The following is a 17,185-nucleotide window of genomic DNA, read 5'->3' as shown; positions in this document are numbered from 1 at the left end:
TTTACTTGTACTCGATGATGCGCATGTCGCGCCCGGTTAGGCGGCGCAGGTGAAATTGCACCATGCCGATCAGGTTCGGAAATTTTGATAGGCTCAGTAGAAAGCCAAGGTATCTTGCCTTGGTGAGCGGAATGCCATCCCGGCGCAATCCCGCCGTTGAGCGTGCCCAATTGAGCGCATAGACCCCCAGAATGGGCAGGCTGAACGGCCACCACACCACAGCCACAGCGAGTGCGAAGAGCGGTAGCGCAAGGGCGTAAACATAGGCGCGCCTGCATTCTGTGGTGAAATAGTCAGGATGAAGATGATGCACCTGCGCAAAGCCGTGGCCGGTGCGCACCGCTCGCGTCCACCACTGACCAAAACGCAGCATGTCCGCATCATGACGTGTCATGCCACTGGGTATGCGCCAGAGGGTATGGCCGGATTTGCGAAAACGGCAGCAGATCTCATCGTCTTCGGCAGCGATCACCTGCGGGTTCATACCGCCCACGGCCTGCCATAGCGCAGCACGAACCATCATATCGCCGCCGCAGGCCATGATTTCGCCCGGCGGACGATGCCATTCCCAATCACAGAGAAGGTTATAGGGGCTGGCCTCCGGATGGATCTCGGAGCGCCAGCCGGTTACCATGCCGACCTCTGGATGATCGTTCAGATAATCGCGCGCGGCCTCTACGAATCCGGAAGCCAGAACACAGTCGCCATCGATGAACAGGACAAGCTCGGGATCCTCCAGCGCGTCAAACCCCGCGTTTCGCGCACGCGCCGCGGTGAAGGGGATCGACATATCCAACTCCACCACTTTGGCGTTGCGCTTGCGGGCCTCGTGAAGGCTGTCATCGTCTGAGCCGCTGTCCACATAGACAATGTGCCGAGCCTGCCCCTGGACCGAGTCGAGGCAGGCAATCAGACGCGCGCCCTCGTTGCGCCCAATGAGAACGATATCGACCGGCGTCATGGACGCTTCTCCAGAACGGTGCTGCCGCCTGAATAGCTGGTAAACAGGCGGGACAGGCGGGCGGCTTCGGTATGTATGTTGAAATCGTCGGACACCTTTGCACGACCCGCCAGCCCCATGTCCTGCCGGGCCTTGCTGTCCGCCAACATATGGTCCAGGGCCGCGCGCAGCTCTTGCGGATCGCCGGGCGGTACCAGCAGCCCGCTGGTGGCGTGATCCACCAGTTCTGGTATTCCTGCAATCCTTGTTGCAACAACCGGCACAGCCGAGGCCATTGCCTCCATCAGAACCACGGGCACTCCTTCGGCAAAGCTGGGCAGGACAAAGACGTCGGTGTTCGAGAGCGCTTCTGCGACTTCGGATTGCGAGCGGTAGCCAAGAAAATCGACATTCAGCCCCTGTGCCTGCGCCTCAAGCGCGGCGCGATCCGGACCGTCTCCGATCACCGTCAGTTTCCAGTCGCCAGAGAGGTCCCGCAACGCATCAAGCAGAATTGGCAGACCCTTGACCGCCGCGAGCCGCCCGACGAAGAGCAGGTTTGCACCCTTGTGAGGCGCAGAAGTGTAGCGGCCTGGGTCAATGCCGCAATGAATGATATGAAAGCGCGCCCAATGGGATTGATCGGCAAAACACATCAGCTGTGATCGGCAGAATTCGCTGATGCAGGCAACAAACCGCGCCCGCGCGGCCTTTTCATCGATCCGCCAATGGTTCGGATTGAAAAAGATGTCCGGCCCGTGGATCGTGAAACTGTAGGGGATGCCCGATAGTTCCGAGGCCAGCATTGCCACAGTGCAAGCGGCAGTGGCGATGTGATTGTGCAGATGATCGACCTCCTGTCGGCGCAGCTCATCCGCCAAGACGCCCGCCTCAAGGAAGTAGATCAGGTTATAGAGGCGCCCCTTTACCCCTCGGGGCGCCGTTTTCCAGGCCAGTCGCAAGGCAGCGATATAACGGCCGGGATTTCGCATCCAGCGCAGATGCGCGCGCAGCAGGCGCAGGGGCTTTTTACAGGCGCCAAGCACCTTGAAGGTCAAGGCATGCTCCTGGCGCTGCTCTGGACCCACTAGGTGCTCGGCCCCCGTGGTCCGGATCGAGCAGGTCAGGACATCATGACCCAGCGCCCGCAACGCCGTGACTTCACGCTGGATAAAGGTATCCGAGGCGCGCGGGTATTCTCCGGTCAGATAGGCAAGCTTGGGCAATGTCATGGCTCACCTGCGATGCTCTGTGCCATCATCTCTTCGAATGGCGCGTGATCCTTGCCACCCAATGTGGCCCGCAAGGCCGCGTTGGGATAGCGCAGCGGCATCAGCCGTGCGCGAATAATCGGTTCCTGAAACAACCCCGGCAACCCCGCTGATATCGGCCGCAACAGGCGCGCCAGCTTCAGCCAAACGTCATAGGTAATGGGAAGGACGAACTTGGGCCAGCCAGTCAGAGTTTTGTGCACCGACACAAACCGCCTCCGGTCAGGCAGATCATCGTCCACCACATTGATCGACACCGTTCCCTTTGGTTCCTTCTGCGCTGCCCGGATCAGGGTCTCGCCAAGATGATCAACATGAACCAAAGGCAAGGCGCCATCCTTGCCGATCTGCACGAAAACCTTGGCTGCCCAGAACCCCAGCAGAGCGTTCCACGTTCGTCCGGCCCCCCAAACCGCACCGGGCCGGATCAGCCAGGCATCGGGCATAGCCTCTTGGACCAGCGCTTCCTGTGTGAGCTTTGCCTTAGAATAGGCATCGCGGGCTTTCTGGGCGGTTGCGAGAGCGCAGGTTTCGTCCAGAGCGTCACCGGGGGCAAGCGCCACCGTGTCGTAGACCGCAATGGAAGAGACAAGCACGAACGTGCCGCACCAGTTTTCCAGAGCAGAAAGCAGCGCTTGCGTCCCCCCCAGGGTCACACGGTCGTGCGCCGCCGCATCATCACCCAGATGCGCTGCGGCATGGATGATTGCACCGGCTTCGCTGACAAGTGGGGTCAGCTGTTCGGTGGCGTCTGCTGCGGTTAGATCCAGCTTTACCGCAGTGATGCCGAAATCATCCTCCCACGCGGCGTGCGGCAGGCCGCGGTATAGCGCGATCACCTCGATCCCCTGATCGCGGGCGGCGCGCAGGGCAGCGGAGCCGACAAAGCCGCTCGCGCCGGTGATCAGGATACGGTTCACTGCGCCCATGGCATCGGCTCCATCGCATCGCAGCGGGTTGTCATGGTCTGGGCTCCGCTGAACTCGCCTGCGTTCTGGATAGCCAGCGTGACTTCGGTCAGGTGCAAGGCGAAATCACCGGACAGCCGCCCTGGGCGTCCTTCAGCAAGCGCGGATAGCATTTCGTCGGGGCCAAGCATGAAATTCATCGCCGCTGCCCCCCACTTCCTAACCTTGGGATGGGTTGGCTGCTTGAGCCGGATCCGTTTCTTCAACGGCGATTCCATCAGGCGCCGCCTTAGTTTGATACGCCGTGCGAACCGGATTTTCGCATCATTGTCCCAGGCTTCATCGCAGCTCAGCACGCCTGCGTCGCCGACGATCTGGATCTGGTGGTTGTGCGGCGCAACAAAGGAACAGGTCAGTCGCGTCACCGGGCCGTTCTCGAAAAACAGGGTCGCCACCGACAGATCCGGCGCATGCGGTCCGTGCCCCTCCTTGCCCGGAACAGCCTCGGCGCTGGCGGCAACTACCGTGCGGACTGCTCCGAACCAGCTGATCAGCCAGGCCAGGTAATAGCCTGCGTGTTCGAGCGTGCAGCCAACCCGGAATTCATCCTCATAGGGCCAAGGCGCGCCGCTCTCCGTCTGCCATTTGTGGTATTCGGCCTGGGTGATGAAACCGTCATCCAGCTCGGCATAGATAGCGCGCGGAGTGCCTGCGGTATTGTTGCGAAGAGCCTGACCAAGAGTTTGCGCCGCTTCCCCCAGGACCGAGCAAGGGGCCGAAGCGATCTGCAAGCCGCGGCTAATGGCAAGATCCACCAGTTCTTTGGCCTCAGGAAAGGTCGTCGCCAGGGGTTTTTCGGAATATACTGGGTGGCCCGCACCCAGACAGGCGCGGCTGGTTTCAAAGTGGGATCCTGGATTTGTCAGGTTGAGAACGAGCGCGCCCGGCGCGCTTTGCAACAATGCTTCAAACGTTGGTGCAAGCGGCAGGTTCCAGTAGCTGCAGAAGTGTTTGAGCCGTTGTTTGTCGGTATCAAACACGCCCGCGATCTCGATCCCCGGCATCACCGCCAAGGACCGCATATAAAGGTCGGCCACAAAGCCGCAGCCAAGTACCAGAAGCCGCTGTTTCATGCCCCTGCCCCCGATAAGAAAAACCCGCAAGAACGGGACACACCTGCCAAACTTTCAAGGAGCACTAATAAGACCTGCCTTTTCCCACGACATCTGCCTATTTTACAAAAATGGCCAGAATTCGGCGAGACTTCGAATTCTGAATGATGGGCAAAAATGGCGCGTTTCCGCAACGTTCGTTGTCGCTTTGCGCTATTTCAGAGCGGAGAATTTACCTTCTCTTCCCGCTTTCCAGACCGAAAATCAGGTGCTTTGCAGCATTGCCTCAATAGCGAAGGCCTCCACGAGGTATTCAGCTGACCACGCGAAATGCACTGCACTCTACCGCATCAAAGCTCTCGCGGCGCTTTTGTTGTCCTTTGAATGGAATAATTGTGACACGTGCAATCTGATAGTATGTCTTAGATTGATTTCCTTTCGGAGCCCCGTGGCAATGCTTGTATTTTATGACGAACGGCTGGTTCTTCTTTCGGTTCCGAAAACCGGCACCACGGCCTATCAGGCGGCGTTGCGGGATCGTGCTGATTTCGTGGTCTCCGATCCGCCGCAGCTGAAACATGCCCCTGTGTTCCGCTATAACCGCTGGTTCCGGCCGATGTTCGAACGGGTCTGCGGTGTTGAGCTGGAGCTGGCCGCCGTGATGCGTGAGCCGATCAGCTGGCTGGGCAGCTGGTACCGGTTTCGTCAACGGCCGTTTCTGGATGGGTCCCCGAATTCTACCAAAGGGATCAGTTTCGACGATTTCGTCCGAGCCTATTGCAAAGGCGATGTGCCGAAATTTGCAGATGTGGGAAGTCAGGCTAAGTTTCTGGAGCCACAGCGTAATGGCTGCGCAGTGACGCATCTGTTCCGATATGAGGACCAGCCCGCGCTCACAGCCTTTCTGGAGCAACGGCTTGATATGAAGATCGCAACCGACCGCCAGAACGTCAGCCCCGCCATGGAGCTGACACTGGATCCCAAGGTCGAAGCCATCCTGCGGCGTAAGCGTGCGGCGGATTTCGACCTCTACGACAGCATCGGCGGCTAACGCCGACGCCTTTCGTCAGAAAAATACTGGCTGCCGAAAGCAGGCAGCGCCTGTGCAGCGTCAGTGAAGTTGGGCGTGTACCGTTTCGGTCAGCTGGCTCAGCGAGAAGGGTTTGGGCAGGAACACCGAGTTCGGCACATCCGGGTCCGTTTCGCCGAAGGCGCCTTCTGCATAGCCGGAAACGAAGACAACACGGGTATCGGGGCGTTCTTTCAGTGCCTCGCGTACCCAGCTGGGGCCATCCATGCCCGGCATCACAACGTCCGTGACAAAGACATCGACGCTCAGTCCCGGATCCTCCAGCGTGCGCAGCGCGTCTTCGGCGGATTCTGCCTCCAGCACCGTATAGCCGCGCATTCGCAGCGCGCGCGATGCAAAGGCGCGCACCGGCGCCTCATCCTCGACCAGCAATACCACACCCTCGCCATGCTGCGGCGCGGCGGTTTCCTCGACGGGTGCCTCGACTGGGGCATGTTCCACGGCGTCTTGCTTGTGCACCGGGAAAAACAGGGTGAAGCGGGTGCCATGATCCTTGACCGAGTCGATGAAGATATAGCCACCGGTCTGTTTGATGATGCCATAGGCGGTCGACAGGCCCAGACCGGTGCCCTCGCCGGTGCGTTTGGTGGTGTAGAAGGGTTCGAACACCTTCTGCATCTTGTCCGGATCGATCCCGACACCTTCGTCTGACACCCGAATGGTGACCCAATCGCCCGCAGGCACCTTGGCCCGGTCGCGTTCCAGCGGTGCCGTCAGCGTAACCGCTTCTGTCTCGACGCGGATTTCACCGCCATTGGGCATCGCATCGCGGGCGTTCACCACAAGGTTCATCAGCACCTGTTCCAGCTGGCGTTTGTCCGCCCGGATCGAGCGCATCACCGGATCATGGCTGAGCGTCAGAGTCACCTTCTCCCCGACCAGACGATTCAGCAGATGCGTCAGGTCCGACAGCGTGTCGCGCACGTCAAGGATTTCGGGCTGCAGGGTCTGCTTGCGCGAAAACGCCAGAAGCTGACTGACAAGGGAGGCCGCCCGGTTGGCGTTTTCATGAATCTGGATCAGATCACCATAGTCCTGATCGCCCTGATCGTGGCGCAGCAGCAGCAGGTCACAATGGCCAGAAATGGCGGTCAGCAGGTTATTGAAGTCATGCGCAACGCCGCCGGCAAGCTGGCCGATGGCCTGCATTTTCTGGCTTTGCACGAATTGCGCCTCAAGCGTCTTCAGCTCGGTCGCGTCGTTCAGCACCGCGATCAAAACCGGCGCGCCCTCTTCGAAGGTGCGCGTCAGGGTCACCTGTACGAAAACCTCGCGGTCACGGCGCGATAGCCGCAGGAATTCGGACTTGTTAGAGGCCAGCCCTGCGGCCGTATCGCGCAGCCAATCGGACATCGGGCGCCCCAGTCCCTCCATCAGCTGACCGAGTTTCAGATCGTCGCGCGGCTCCACCGCCAGCAGACGCTGGGCCATCTTGTTGAGAGACAGGATATCGCCGCTGGGCGCAACTTTCAGGAAGGGCACGGGCAAGCTTTCGAACCCGGAGCTGGAAGCGCTGAGCCCGGAGGTGTCCACCTCCATCAGGTAAAGCTCGCTGCGGCCCTGGGTGCGGTTCAGCTCGGTCACCAAGACGTCCACCGGCCCGGATTGGGTCATGATGGTGTTGAGTTGGCCGGGATTGACCGGCAACGCCGTAAACAGGCGCTCGGTGGATTTGACCCGTTCGCCGATCAGTTTGCGGGCGGCCTCGTTCATGAACAAAACCGCGCCGGACCGGCCCACGGTGATCATCGGGATTGGCACCGCCTCAGCACCGCGCCCGCTGCCGCCGCTGCGTTCGGCAATATCCTCAACCCGCCACAAAAAGCTGCCGCCCTGCATCTGGTGCACCGCGAGACGTACATGACCCCGCCGGGTAACGATATCCTCACGCGCAGCACCGCTTTTTGCCGCCTGGCTTTGCAGGCGGAACAGTACTGCTGTCGGATTGGCCAGAACCGAGCGCAATGTGCCGGCGAGCGTTTCCTGTTTGCCTTCGGAAAACCGCTTCACGGCGGCCTCGTTGCAGGCGTGAATGCTGCCGTCCACATCGGTAACGAAGGTGGGCGTGGCGTCCTTTTCGATGAAACCGGTCAGAAGATCCGTCGCCATCGCCCGGGCATTCAGTCGCACCCTGGATTGCAGCACCATCAGAAGCGCCACCGCCACCAGAGTCAGCGAAACGGCGAGCATTCCGCGCGCGACCCGGTCAGGCCACTCAAGCGCCCAAGGCGCCACCAGCATTGCGCCTGCCAGCAGCAGAACGATCAAAAGGCGTTTATTCTCTGGGGTATTCACCCGCAATGAAGGAACGGAGGAAGTGGGGCGACCTGTCATTACGGCTCCGAAAAAAGACAAGATGCCGCCAATACGCCGCCATCAAGGTTAAGGCCACGTTAATGGTGCAGCGGCTTTTGTTGACAGATACTTATCAATCAGCCTTCGACCGCGTCAACATCGCTGCGAAGAAGCCATCGGTGCCATCCTGCACCCCCCAGGATTTTTCGCCGATCAGTTGCCATTCCGGGCTGCGGGACAGGAAGGCACGGATCTGATTGCCGTTCTCCGCCTCCAGCATGGAGCAGGTGGCATAGGCCAGCACACCGTCTGGCGCAGTGAGTTCAGCCGCTTCATCCAGAATTTCGGCCTGAATGGCCCGGATCTCGTCCAGCCGCTCCGGCGTCAGGCGCCATTTGCCTTCGGGTGCGCGCCGCCAAGAGCCGGAGCCGGAACAGGGCGCATCGCAAAGCACCAGATCAAAGGGCGCCGCAGAGCGGACCGCCTCGGTCGGCTGGCAGCTGATCTGAACCCCGGCGCGGGATGCACGATCTGGCAAATCCTTCATTCGGCGGGGATCGATGTCATGTGCGGTCAGCCGGATTTTGGCGCGCGCCGCCATGGCAAGGCTCTTGCCGCCACCCCCGGCGCAGAAATCCAGCACCTTCATGCCATCACGCAAGGGGAGCATATCCACCACCGCCTGACTCGCGGCATCCTGCAGCTCGACCAGACCACTGTTATAGGCGGCGGCGTTGCGCAGTTTGCGCGCACCTTCGGTGACCTCCAGCGCGGTGGGCGACGCGGCGTGGGGCTCGGTCGAGATCCCCTCGCCCTCCAGTGCGGCGCGGGCCTCCGCGACGCTGGCCTTGCGAAGATTCACCCGCAGATGCACCGGCGCGCGCTGGCGCAGTGCCTGCGCTGCGGCCTCGGCCTTGTCCCCAAGGCTGCTTGAAAAGGAGGACCAGAGCCAGTCCGGAATATCAAATTCCTCGGCCGGACTGGAAAAACCTACAGGCTCGGCCTGTTCTTCGGCGCTGAGCGGCGCAGGGGCGTAACCTTCACCTGTGAACATATCGGAGGGATCGACGCCCGCCTCGCGCAGACCGCCAAGGATCAGGCCCCGGCCCGTCAGGCTGCCACCCAGAACCGCATGGGAGCGAAAGCAGCGCAGCGCCGTGAAGACGTGATCGCGCACTGCCGCGCGATCCTTGGAGCCGGCAAAGCGACTGCGCCGTGCCCAGCCCGTCAAAGACTTCTCCGCCGCCTCGCCCGCAATCACCTGATCCAGGACCTCGATCGCCGCCTGCAGGCGGGCCGCCGGGGTCACGCCCCGGCCCCGATCTTCGCTGACGCTGTCACAGTACTGCGCATTAAGATCATCCGATCCGGTAGTTCGGGCTTTCGCGGGTGATCTGCACGTCGTGAACGTGGCTTTCCTTGAGGCCAGCACCGGTGATCTTCACGAAGTTGCAGTTGCGGCGCATCTCTTCGACCGTCGCACAGCCGGTATAGCCCATGGCCGCGCGAAGACCGCCGACCAACTGGTGAATGACCGCGCCTGCGGAACCTTTGTAGGGCACTTGACCTTCGATCCCTTCGGGCACCAGTTTGTCGCTGGCGGCGTCCTTCTGGAAATAGCGGTCGGCCGAGCCGCGCGCCATGGCGCCAAGGCTGCCCATGCCGCGATAGCTCTTGAACGAGCGGCCCTGATACAAGATCACCTCGCCCGGGCTTTCATCGGTGCCGGCGATCATCGAGCCGACCATGGCGCAGGAGGCGCCGGCGGCAATCGCCTTGGCAAAATCGCCGGAGAACTTGATGCCGCCATCGGCGATCACCGGAGTGTCGCCTGCGGCGCTGGCACAATCCATCACAGCGGTCAGCTGCGGCACACCCACGCCCGCCACCATGCGAGTGGTGCAGATCGAGCCCGGGCCGATCCCGACCTTGATGGCATCCGCGCCCGCATCAATCAGCGCGCGGGTCGCTTCGGCGGTGGCGACGTTACCAGCAATCACCTGCACTTCGTTCGAAAGCGCCTTGATCCGTTTCACAGCTTCGATCACGCCTGCCGAATGGCCGTGGGCGGTATCAACCACAACAATGTCGACACCGGCATCGATCAGCGCCTCGGAGCGCTCAAAGCCAGAATCGCCAACCGAGCTGGCCGCTGCGACGCGCAGACGGCCCAAATCGTCCTTGCAGGCGGTTGGGTTCAGAACCGCCTGTTCGGTGTCTTTCAGGGTCAGAAGGCCAGTCAGCTTGCCCGATTTATCGGTGATCAGCAGCTTTTCGATCCGGCGCGCCTTCATCAGGGATTTCGCCTCTTCGCGGTCGGCAGGCTCTTGCAGGATCGCAAGTTTGTCCGATGTCATCATCACCGAAACCGGCGTGTTGTCATCGCTCGCAAAGCGCATGTCGCGATTGGTCACAATGCCGACCACACGGCCATCGCTGTCAACCACCGGAAAGCCGGTCACGCGGTAGCGTTCCTGCAGCGCCTTGGCATCGGCAAGGGTCTGATCTGCCGTCAGGGTGATGGGATTATAGACGATACCGCTTTCGAAACGCTTGACCCGGCGTACCTGCCGGGCCTGCTCTTCGGTATCGAGGTTCTTATGAATGACGCCCATGCCACCGGCCTGCGCCATGGCAATCGCCATGCGGGCCTCGGTTACCGTGTCCATGGCCGAGCTGAGCAGCGGAATGTTGAGCGAAATCGAGCGTGTCACGCGGGTGCGTGTGTCCGCCGTGCTGGGCAGCACTTCGGATGCCCCCGGAACCAGAAGAACATCATCAAATGTGAGAGCCTCACGAATCTGCATTTGTCATCCCCATGCAAAACCCCGTTTGGCGGTGACCCTATGTCACAGAAGCCCGGGAGGGAAAAGAGGCCACGACAAGAAATAGATCAAATCCCGTTGCAAGGGCCTCCGGGTCAGGCAAACGGGGCGTACGGCAGGCTCAAGACGCATCTCAGATGCTCATTTTTGAAAAATGCCGGAACCAGGCCCAAAAATGACGCGGGCCGCCTTTCCCTTGGGCAAAAAGAACTTATGCTCCGCCACAGAATTCTAGTGAAAAGGCACAGGCATGGCTGACGATCCTCTCGTTGTGTTTACCCCCTCCGGCAAACGCGGCCGGTTCCCCGCCGGAACCCCGGTTCTGACAGCTGCGCGGCAGCTTGGGGTCGATCTGGATTCCGTCTGCGGTGGCCGGGGCATCTGCTCGAAATGTCAGATCACCCCCTCCTATGGCGAATTCTCGAAACTCGGCGTCTCCGTGCAGGACGACGCGCTGAGCCCATGGAACAAGGTTGAACAGCGCTACAAGGACAAGCGTGGCCTGATCGATGGCCGTCGCCTTGGCTGTCAGGCCCTGATCGAAGGCGACGTGGTGATTGACGTTCCTCCCGGAAGCCAGGTCCACCGGCAGGTGGTCCGCAAACGGGCCGAGGCGCGCGACATCGTGATGAACCCGTCGACCCGCCTGTTCTACGTCGAGGTGGAAGAGCCCGACATGCACAAGCCCTCGGGCGATCTGGAGCGGCTGGCCGAGGCCCTGCGGGTTCAGTGGGAGATCGAGAACGTCCAGTGCGATCTGCAAATCCTGCAAACCATGCAGCCCGTCCTGCGCAAGGGCGGCTGGAAGGTCACCGTCGCGGTGCATCTGGGCGACAGCAACACGCCGCCGCGCATCATGCATATCTGGCCTGGCCTCTACGAAGGCTCGCTTTATGGGCTGGCGGTTGACCTAGGCTCCACCACCATCGCGGCCCACCTGTGCGATCTGAAAACTGGCGAGGTCGTCGCCTCCTCCGGCATCATGAACCCGCAGATCCGCTTTGGTGAGGATCTGATGAGCCGGGTCAGCTATGCAATGATGAACAAGGGCGGCGATCAGGAGATGACCCGCGCGGTCCGCGAAGGAATGGCGCAGCTGTTCACCCAGATTTCGGCAGAGGCCGGGATTGATCAGACGCTGATCGTCGATGCGGTCTTTGTCTGCAACCCGGTGATGCACCACCTGTTCCTTGGCATTGATCCCTTCGAACTGGGTCAGGCGCCCTTTGCCCTGGCGACCTCGAACGCCTTGTCCCTGCGGGCCAGCGAGCTGGATCTCAACATCCACCCCGCAGCGCGTGTCTACCTGCTGCCCTGCATCGCCGGCCACGTGGGCGCCGATGCTGCCGCCGTGGCCCTGTCCGAAGCACCGGATAAATCCAAGGATCTGGTGCTGGTGGTTGATGTGGGCACCAATGCGGAGATCCTGCTGGGCAACACGGAAAAGGTCCTCGCCTGCTCGTCCCCCACAGGTCCAGCCTTCGAGGGCGCGCAGATCTCCAGCGGTCAGCGCGCCGCCCCCGGCGCTATCGAGCGGGTCGAGATCAATCCCGAAACCAAGGAACCGCGGTTCCGCGTCATCGGATCGGAGCTCTGGTCGGATGAGGAAGGATTTGCCGAGGCGATTGCCACCACCGGCATCACCGGCATCTGCGGCTCAGGCATTATCGAAGCGATTGCCGAAATGCGCCTTGCCGGTGTTCTCGATGCTTCGGGCCTCATCGGTTCGGCAGAACAGACCGGCTCCAGCCGCTGTATTCAGGACGGGCGCACCAACGCCTATGTCCTCTGGGATGGATCTGCCGATGGCGGTCCGACGATTACTGTCACCAACCCTGACATCCGGGCGATCCAGATGGCCAAGGCGGCGCTCTACTCTGGCGCGCGGTTGCTGATGGACAAATTCGGCGTCGACACCGTGGACCGCGTGGTGCTGGCCGGCGCCTTTGGCGCCCATATCTCGGCCAAACACGCGATGGTTCTGGGCATGATCCCCGATTGTCCGCTGGAAAAGGTCACCAGCGCCGGCAACGCCGCAGGCACCGGTGCGCGCATTGCGCTTCTGAACACCGAGGCCCGCCGTGAAATCGAAGAGACCGTGCGCCAGATCGAAAAGGTGGAAACCGCAGTCGAGCCCCGGTTCCAGGAGCATTTCGTCAATGCCTCGGCCATTCCGAACTCGGTCGAGCCCTTCCCGATCCTGGAAACGGTGGTCACCCTGCCAGAGGTCAACTTCAACACCGGCGGCGGCGATGGCGCGGCAGACGGCGGGCGCAGACGCAGGCGTCGGCGCGGCTAAGTCGCTCACCCAAGACTGTGCCCCACTGGGGCTTGACGCCAGGCGTCCCGGTATTGGTTACCGGGACGTTTTTTCATGTCCCCCCCTTTGCCCCAAGATTGCTGGCCAAAGCCCACGTGAGGATCAGATTGAATCACATCATGTAGCCAGGTTGCGGCCGTCCCAAACACGCGATCGCTTTGACTGCCGTCCATCACGTACCGCACAGCCGACACCACTGGACCCGACCAGACCTCAGTCGAGTGAAGCGAGACAGGCCAGAAGTTCGGCCTTGCGAAACGGCTTGGTCAGGAATCCATTCATGCCAACCTCGAAACAGGCCCTTGTGTCGCTTTTCTGGGCATTCGCCGTCAGCGCAACGATCCGGCATTCGGCGCGGCCGGTTTCTGTCTCGTGCTGTCTGATCCTGCGCGCCGCCTCCAGCCCGCCCATGACCGGCATGGAAAGATCCATGAGGATCAGGTCGTAGTCCGCGCCCAGATAGTTTTCGACGGCGGCAGCACCGTTTTCCGCAAGACGGACCTGTGCCCCTAGTTTCTGGAGCATCTTGTCCACGACCATCTGGTTGGTCTTGTTGTCCTCGGCTACAAGGATCTTCATCCCATGCAGCCGGTCCGATGCGATACCCGTGTCGGTCCCAACATCCCGTTCCAGACCACCGTTGATCTGATTGGGGACTGCCTTCCCCGCAGTCTCTGCCCGCCGCGGATCAGCAGTATCTGGCGCAAGGTTCAACCAAAGAGAGAAACGCGCGCCCTGTCCTGGCGCCGAGTCGACGGTGATGTCGCCCCCCATCCGTTCGATCAGCGCCCGCGAGATTGCAAGGCCCAGCCCCGTGCCCTCTGCCTGCGCCTGCGGCGAGCTGGCGGCTTGCTCGTAGGCCGAAAAGATCGAACGCAGCTTACTTTCCTCGATCCCGCAGCCGGTATCCGAAACCACGAATTGCAATGGCCCCCTTGCGGAAGCCGGATCATAGGAAACCACCAGAGAGACATGACCTTCGTCGGTAAATTTAATCGCGTTTCCGATCACGTTCAAAAGGATCTGACGGGTCTTGCTGGCATCCCCCACAAAAACGGATGGCACGGCATCAGGGTAATCCAAGCGAAACTCAAGCCCCTTGAACGAGGTCTTGGCCGAGAAAAGCGTGACGATTTCATCAACAAGATCGCGCAATGAAAAAGGCTCATAGTGCAGTGAAATCTTGTCCGCGATGATCTGCGAGAAATCCAAAACTTCGTTGACGATCTTCAGCAAAGCATTGGTAGAACTCAGTATCGTATTGGCAAGCAGGGACTGCTCTTCGTCCAGACTGGTGTCTTGCAGCAACTCGCAGATGCCAAGGATGCCATTCATCGGCGTCCGGATCTCATGGCTCATCTCAGCCAAGAACCGTTCCTTGGCCTGGCTGGCCGCCTCCGCCTCCTGCTTTGCGATCTTGGCCAGTTCCAAAGCCGCGTCGCGTTCACGTTCCGACGTGACATCTGCTGACGAGCCGACAAGGTGCGTCAGCTTGCCTGTCTCGTCGAAGACCGGGCTCATAGTCGTACGGATGTATCGTTCCTTGTGGACCGCAGGGAGATTGATCTCATAGGTTACCTCTTCGGCAGCGCGCGCCACTTCGATATGCTTGGCAAGAGCCCGCTCGCCGGTGGAACCGCCAAATACTTCCATCGCAGTTTTGCCAAACCAACCCTCTGCCGGAAGTTTCGAAATAGCCCGGGCGCGCGAATTCATCGCGGCATATCGGGGGATCCCATCGTCGCCGACCTCCAAAACGATCACCGCCATGCCAATCGAATCCAGCATGGAATAGAAATCGGTCACCTGAAGTCGTTTCACCCGTTGCTTCCCTTGCAGCTCGGACACGTCACCCAATTGACCATGGGCAACCATTCCTCTGTTGTAATCTGTAAATGGATCACCGCTAACGAAGTCTGAAGATAACCTTTTGCCAAAGGTTTGTGCGCAATCCGACCGCACCCGCAACGTTTGGCTCAGGAAACACACGCACAGGACACTGTCGCCCCTGCTCCGTTTGTCGAAATACGGTGCCCCCCAGACCGCACACAAGAAAAGGCCGGGACAAATCCCGGCCTCCCCTCACTATATTGTTATCAGGTTCAGGCGCGGCGGCGACGGCCACCGGTGCGGCCACCGCGGCCACGGCCTTCTTCGCCAGCCTTTGCGGGCGCCTTGTTGGCGGCAATCCAGGCACCGCCGTGCGGATCATTGTTGGTCAAGAGGTTGGCAGCGCGGATCGCTTCCATCTCCTTGCCCGCGCGCGGCTTGGTCGAGCCGAGACCGAACAGGGTGACAAAGGTCTCATCGTCCATGCCTTCGGGCAGGATGATACCAGCGGCGGTTACCTGTTCCTTCTTCTCGGCAATCGCCTTTTGCGTCACCGGCAGCGCCACCGGGTTCATGATCGCAGAGGTCATGCCCGCGCCCATTGCCATCGGCAGGAAGGCGTTGTTGATGCCGTGACGGTTCGGCAGACCAAAGGAGATGTTCGACGCACCGCAGGTGGTGTTCACACCCAGTTCTTCGCGCAGGCGACGCACCAGGGTGAAGACCTGATGCCCGGCGGTCGCCATGGCGCCGATCGGCATTACTAGCGGGTCGACCACTATGTCATGCGCGGGGATACCGAAATCGGCAGCGCGTTCGACGATCTTCTTGGCCACGGCGAAACGCACGTCGGGATCTTCCGAGATCCCGGTGTCGTCGTTGGAGATCGCAACCACCGGCACGTTGTATTTCTTGACCAGCGGCAGAACCAGTTCCAGGCGCTCTTCCTCACCGGTGACCGAGTTCAGAAGCGGGCGACCCTGCGCGGCTGCCAGACCGGCCTCAAGCGCCTCGGGGACCGAGCTGTCGATGCACAGCGGCACGTCGACCAGACCCTGCACCAACTCGATGATCTTGGTCATCAGCGGCGGCTCGGTCTCGTTCGGGTTGGGGTTAGAATTATAGACTACGCCCGCGTTGATATCGAGGATATTGGCCCCGGCCGCCACCTGTGCCAGTGCGTCTTTCTCAACGGTGGAGAAATCGCCCGCTTCCAGCTCTGCTGCCAGTTTTTTACGGCCTGTAGGGTTGATCCGTTCGCCGATCACGCAGAACGGCTCATCAAAGCCCAGGACAGCAGTTTTTGTTTTTGATTCTACGACAGTACGGGTCATGTCTTATCCTTGGGAGTTGACAGGCTGCGCCGAGGCGCCGCCGTTGTTGATGGCCCAGGTGGCGTTGGTCTTGATGCCGCCCAGCGGGAAGAAGTGTACATTGGTAATGTTGAAGTCCGGGTTCGCGGCCTTGTGGGCAGCAAGCTCGGCAACGACATCGGTCGGCTCATAGGGCAGCAGCAACTTGGACACGTCCATTGCGCGTTTCTGCAGCACCTTCAGCGACGGCCCCACACCGCAAGCGATGGCGAATTTGATCAGCGTCTGCAGCTTGGCCGGACCGGCGATACCGATGTGGATCGGCAGGTCGACACCGGCCTCTTTCAGACCGTCAGCCCATTCGATGATCGGCTTTGCCTCAAAGGCGAACTGTGTGGCCAGCGCCATCTTGGCATCGGTGCGCTCCGAGAATTTCTGTTTCCACAGAACCGCTTCCATCACGTTCTTCGAGGAACCGTCCGGATCGATGTCCTTGTTGCCTTCGGGGTGGCCCGCGACGTGCAGGTTGGAGAAACCCGCCTTGTCGAACAGTCCGGTTTCCAGGAGCTGCATCGAGCTGTCGAAGGCACCGTGCGGCTGCGCCACACCACCGGCCAGAAGCAGCGCCTGTTTGACGTCAGCCTCGCCCTGATAGCGCGCGATCCAGTCCGCCAGGGTCGCCTCGTCCTTGATGATCCGCGCCGGGAAGTGCGGCATGACGGGAAAGCCCTCGGCATTCAGACGCTTGGCGGTCTCGACCATGTCTTCGATGGGCGTGCCCTCGATATGGGCGATATAGACGCGGGTGCCTGCGGGCAGCAGATCGCGGAAATCCTCGACCTTGGTCGCGGTGCGCGGCATCACCTCGATCGAATATCCGTCAAGGAAGGCTTCGACCTGCGGGTTGACGGGCTGCGGGCTGGTGGCCTCGCGTTTCTTGAAGTTCAACAAAGCCATCACGGCCTCCCATAGTGGTGTCAGGCTCACGCCCATCCGTCATTCGCGATCAGGGCTTTCAGACGCTCCTGATCGAACTCTCCTTCCAGACGTACCGCTTCGGCTTCGGCGATCTCTGCCGGATCGCCCTCCGCCGCAAAGGGAGCCGCCTTGCGCCATTCCGCGAGATAGGCGTCCGCATCCTTGGCGTTCACCTTCATCGCTGCGCGGTCAATGGCCTGCTCGAACCGTTCTTCGAGCTGGCGTTTGGCGCCGCGGCGGCCCTTGCCCACGATGACCTGAGCCGGGATATCGCGCCAGTATACGATGGTGACGTCAGGCATG

The 17,185-nt window shown here is 60.9% G+C and carries 13 protein-coding genes; 2 read left to right on the top strand and 11 right to left on the bottom strand.

From position 1 onward, the window contains the following. Position 1: 1 nt before the first annotated feature. Genes C6W91_RS18600 through C6W91_RS18585 form a run of 4 tightly spaced genes read right to left on the bottom strand, consistent with a single transcriptional unit; the run spans position 2 to position 4,252 of the window. Positions 2 to 961: a glycosyltransferase family 2 protein gene (locus C6W91_RS18600; RefSeq protein WP_274837102.1), complete on the bottom strand. Its 960-nt coding sequence runs from the start codon at positions 959 to 961 to the stop codon at positions 2 to 4. Further along, positions 958 to 2,172 carry a glycosyltransferase family 4 protein gene (locus tag C6W91_RS18595; RefSeq protein WP_274837103.1) on the bottom strand — a complete coding sequence of 405 codons (1,215 nt, stop codon included), beginning with the start codon at positions 2,170 to 2,172 and terminating at the stop codon, positions 958 to 960. The genes C6W91_RS18600 and C6W91_RS18595 overlap by 4 nt, the downstream gene beginning before the upstream one ends. Then, on the bottom strand, positions 2,169 to 3,140 hold the full coding sequence (locus tag C6W91_RS18590) for an NAD(P)-dependent oxidoreductase (RefSeq protein WP_274837104.1): 972 nt from the start codon (positions 3,138 to 3,140) through the stop codon (positions 2,169 to 2,171). Before C6W91_RS18590 ends, C6W91_RS18595 begins: the two co-directional genes overlap by 4 nt. Further along, the gene (locus C6W91_RS18585) at positions 3,128 to 4,252 is read right to left on the bottom strand and encodes a Gfo/Idh/MocA family protein (protein ID WP_082995959.1); all 1,125 of its coding nucleotides are present in this window, start codon (positions 4,250 to 4,252) and stop codon (positions 3,128 to 3,130) included. The genes C6W91_RS18590 and C6W91_RS18585 overlap by 13 nt, the downstream gene beginning before the upstream one ends. A gap of 433 nt (positions 4,253 to 4,685) precedes the next feature. Between C6W91_RS18585 and C6W91_RS18580 the strand changes: the two genes are divergently transcribed. After that, on the top strand, positions 4,686 to 5,282 hold the full coding sequence (locus C6W91_RS18580; RefSeq protein WP_274837105.1) for a gamma-glutamyl kinase: 597 nt from the start codon (positions 4,686 to 4,688) through the stop codon (positions 5,280 to 5,282). A 60-nt stretch (positions 5,283 to 5,342) separates the two neighbouring features. Here the strand turns inward: C6W91_RS18580 and C6W91_RS18575 are convergent, their stop codons facing one another. From C6W91_RS18575 to guaB, 3 genes are all read right to left on the bottom strand, one after another. Next, a complete protein-coding gene (locus tag C6W91_RS18575; protein ID WP_274829284.1) occupies positions 5,343 to 7,655 on the bottom strand; it encodes an ATP-binding protein in 2,313 nt (770 codons plus the stop codon). Between the two features lie 94 nt (positions 7,656 to 7,749). Next, a complete protein-coding gene (locus C6W91_RS18570) occupies positions 7,750 to 8,925 on the bottom strand; it encodes an RsmB/NOP family class I SAM-dependent RNA methyltransferase (protein ID WP_274837106.1) in 1,176 nt (391 codons plus the stop codon). Between the two features lie 49 nt (positions 8,926 to 8,974). Further along, positions 8,975 to 10,423, bottom strand: a complete 1,449-nt coding sequence (gene guaB / locus C6W91_RS18565; RefSeq protein WP_065270343.1) for an IMP dehydrogenase — start codon at positions 10,421 to 10,423, stop codon at positions 8,975 to 8,977. Between the two features lie 268 nt (positions 10,424 to 10,691). Between guaB and C6W91_RS18560 the strand changes: the two genes are divergently transcribed. Then, on the top strand, positions 10,692 to 12,740 hold the full coding sequence (locus tag C6W91_RS18560; RefSeq protein ID WP_274837107.1) for an ASKHA domain-containing protein: 2,049 nt from the start codon (positions 10,692 to 10,694) through the stop codon (positions 12,738 to 12,740). 234 nt (positions 12,741 to 12,974) lie between these two features. Here C6W91_RS18560 and C6W91_RS18555 read toward each other — a convergent pair whose 3' ends face one another. The 4 genes from C6W91_RS18555 to C6W91_RS18540 all read right to left on the bottom strand — a co-directional run bounded on the left by C6W91_RS18555 (position 12,975) and on the right by C6W91_RS18540 (position 17,184). After that, on the bottom strand, positions 12,975 to 14,582 hold the full coding sequence (locus tag C6W91_RS18555; protein WP_274837108.1) for a PAS domain-containing sensor histidine kinase: 1,608 nt from the start codon (positions 14,580 to 14,582) through the stop codon (positions 12,975 to 12,977). A 281-nt stretch (positions 14,583 to 14,863) separates the two neighbouring features. Beyond that, entirely contained in the window at positions 14,864 to 15,925 is a 1,062-nt protein-coding gene (locus C6W91_RS18550) for a methyltetrahydrofolate cobalamin methyltransferase (protein WP_065270345.1), read from the bottom strand. A gap of 3 nt (positions 15,926 to 15,928) precedes the next feature. After that, positions 15,929 to 16,861: a 5,10-methylenetetrahydrofolate reductase gene (locus C6W91_RS18545; protein ID WP_065273465.1), complete on the bottom strand. Its 933-nt coding sequence runs from the start codon at positions 16,859 to 16,861 to the stop codon at positions 15,929 to 15,931. 26 nt (positions 16,862 to 16,887) lie between these two features. Next, positions 16,888 to 17,184 carry a virulence factor gene (locus tag C6W91_RS18540; RefSeq protein ID WP_274829279.1) on the bottom strand — a complete coding sequence of 99 codons (297 nt, stop codon included), beginning with the start codon at positions 17,182 to 17,184 and terminating at the stop codon, positions 16,888 to 16,890. Position 17,185 lies beyond the last annotated feature (1 nt).

The sequence above is a fragment of the Phaeobacter sp. SYSU ZJ3003 genome (assembly GCF_041300735.1).
GTDB lineage: Bacteria > Pseudomonadota > Alphaproteobacteria > Rhodobacterales > Rhodobacteraceae > Phycobacter > Phycobacter gallaeciensis_A.
Note: the sequence above shows the minus strand (reverse complement) of the source record. Positions and strands in the feature narration are given on the sequence as shown.

Excerpts from the sequence above, each read along its gene's own strand:
- C6W91_RS18600 (WP_274837102.1), bottom strand. The coding sequence starts at position 961 with ATGACGCCGGTCGATATCGTTCTCATTGGGCGCAACGAGGGCGCGCGT.
- C6W91_RS18595 (WP_274837103.1), bottom strand. The coding sequence starts at position 2,172 with ATGACATTGCCCAAGCTTGCCTATCTGACCGGAGAATACCCGCGCGCC.
- C6W91_RS18590 (WP_274837104.1), bottom strand. The coding sequence starts at position 3,140 with ATGGGCGCAGTGAACCGTATCCTGATCACCGGCGCGAGCGGCTTTGTC.
- C6W91_RS18585 (WP_082995959.1), bottom strand. The coding sequence starts at position 4,252 with ATGAAACAGCGGCTTCTGGTACTTGGCTGCGGCTTTGTGGCCGACCTT.
- C6W91_RS18580 (WP_274837105.1), top strand. The coding sequence starts at position 4,686 with ATGCTTGTATTTTATGACGAACGGCTGGTTCTTCTTTCGGTTCCGAAA.
- C6W91_RS18575 (WP_274829284.1), bottom strand. The coding sequence starts at position 7,655 with ATGACAGGTCGCCCCACTTCCTCCGTTCCTTCATTGCGGGTGAATACC.
- guaB (WP_065270343.1), bottom strand. The coding sequence starts at position 10,423 with ATGCAGATTCGTGAGGCTCTCACATTTGATGATGTTCTTCTGGTTCCG.
- C6W91_RS18560 (WP_274837107.1), top strand. The coding sequence starts at position 10,692 with ATGGCTGACGATCCTCTCGTTGTGTTTACCCCCTCCGGCAAACGCGGC.
- C6W91_RS18550 (WP_065270345.1), bottom strand. The coding sequence starts at position 15,925 with ATGACCCGTACTGTCGTAGAATCAAAAACAAAAACTGCTGTCCTGGGC.
- C6W91_RS18545 (WP_065273465.1), bottom strand. The coding sequence starts at position 16,861 with ATGGCTTTGTTGAACTTCAAGAAACGCGAGGCCACCAGCCCGCAGCCC.
- C6W91_RS18540 (WP_274829279.1), bottom strand. The coding sequence starts at position 17,184 with ATGCCTGACGTCACCATCGTATACTGGCGCGATATCCCGGCTCAGGTC.